The organism is Bacillus sp. 05T31 (assembly GCF_056396725.1).
In genome coordinates this window covers 1-1517 of sequence record NZ_JBFTMA010001029.1, presented here as the reverse complement: position 1 = coordinate 1517, position 1517 = coordinate 1, and the positions used below count along the sequence as shown (strand labels likewise).

The following is a 1517-nucleotide window of genomic DNA, read 5'->3' as shown; positions in this document are numbered from 1 at the left end:
CATTGTAGCAGACGAGAGTGTTAAATCTAATCAAACACCTATTTTTTATCCTTTACCAAAAGAAGAGATAGCAGAAGCAGAAGATTTGTTGAAAATGCAATTCCCMAAAGAACTAAAACGTTTCTATGAGGAAATTGGCTATGGATTTTTAAAGACTAATAAGACTCTTATTAACAGATTCATGGACCCATTTTCTGTTGCAGATTTTCGTTTAAGACAAGATATTTATGAATATAATCCTAATTTCGACGATGTCGATGATGAAGAATCACTAGTATTTTTTGAAGTATCAGAGATTAGCTTTTTAACAATTAAATTTAAGCAGGAAAATGAATTAGGTCAATGTCCTATATATTATGGTTCAACGGAAATAGCGGATTCTTTAGAAGAATTTTTAATAAAAATGGATGRAAATCCTGACTATTATATTTAATCTTTTTAAGACTTGCTKTAAGGTGTAGSATTTGAAAAATATCTAATCATGAGTAAAAAAGCTTATGTATAACTTGCATAAGCTTTTATAATGTCCATTACCTTTTTTTATTGAAGGTACTTTGAATAGATGGTACAATCAAATTTAGATAAGCGATAAATTTTGCACTTCTAACCAATAAATAGAAGCATTTAATGATAGTTATGAAATATACAATGCCTTGATATAGCGGCGGTTATACTGTATCTATGTCAAAAGCAAAACCTACGAATTCCGAGTTCATCGCAATGGTTGCGGATAAGCTAAGACTTGAACATAAGGCTAGCTGAGAGGAAAAGTAGTAAGGGATTTATGTTTTAGTAGAGCTTAATAATTCTTGAAATTTATACTCGATATCAATTTTAAAACCAATAAACTTTTATTTAAAGACCAATGAATTTTAGAATTCGTTGGTCTTTTTATTTTGTTGAGAAAAAGAGGGAGAATAGTAGCAGCTATGGGAGTYCTTGCTGTTGCAGTTACATTTGGAATGTTAGAGCTTGCCGATAATCCAGTAGATAAAGAAGTGAGTGCTCAAATAGATAAAAAAGAAGACCCAACGATAGTAGGTATAGAGGTAGATGGAGTCTTTGTTGATGTGTATGTTACTGAAAATTCTACTGAAAGCGAAGTCATTACAGCGATGTATCACATGACTCATCAAAAAGTAGTGGCAGAACGAAAATCGGGATCCATCCCAATGATTCAAAATAACGCTGAAAAATTAAAAAAAATCATAAATAAGAGTAGTTTTGCGAAGAAAAATGAGCTTGTAGCAATTGCTGATAGATGGGCGAAAAAAGATTTTAGTAAAATTGTAGAAGATCACAATTTTTTCTCGGATGCTCAAGAGGGTAATGTTTGTAAAGCCACTAGAGCGATGGATGCGGTAGAAGAGCAACATTATATTTTAACTACATTCGGGGAGGAAAAAGCGAAAGAACTATACGAATCAGGGGATACTCCGCACATTCAATAAAATATAATATGAAGGGCTTCTAGTTTTTTTATTACCTTGCTTTTAGTTTTTTTATTACCTTGCTTT

2 protein-coding genes and 1 pseudogene are annotated in these 1517 nt (G+C 31.8%); all 3 read left to right on the top strand.

Annotation, left to right across the window (positions count from 1 at the left end; translation table 11 throughout):
* Position 1: 1 nt before the first annotated feature.
* The 3 genes and pseudogenes from AC1DJR_RS31025 (at position 2) to AC1DJR_RS31015 (ending at position 1451) form a co-directional block, all read left to right on the top strand.
* Entirely contained in the window at positions 2–433 is a 432-nt protein-coding gene (locus AC1DJR_RS31025; protein ID WP_477004367.1) for an SMI1/KNR4 family protein, read from the top strand.
* A 233-nt stretch (positions 434–666) separates the two neighbouring features.
* Positions 667–762, top strand: a pseudogene (locus AC1DJR_RS31020) (sporulation initiation factor Spo0A C-terminal domain-containing protein); the annotation flags it as partial.
* A 167-nt stretch (positions 763–929) separates the two neighbouring features.
* The gene (locus AC1DJR_RS31015; protein WP_477004366.1) at positions 930–1451 is read left to right on the top strand and encodes a PRK06770 family protein; all 522 of its coding nucleotides are present in this window, start codon (positions 930–932) and stop codon (positions 1449–1451) included.
* The last annotated feature ends 66 nt before the right edge of the window (positions 1452–1517 follow it).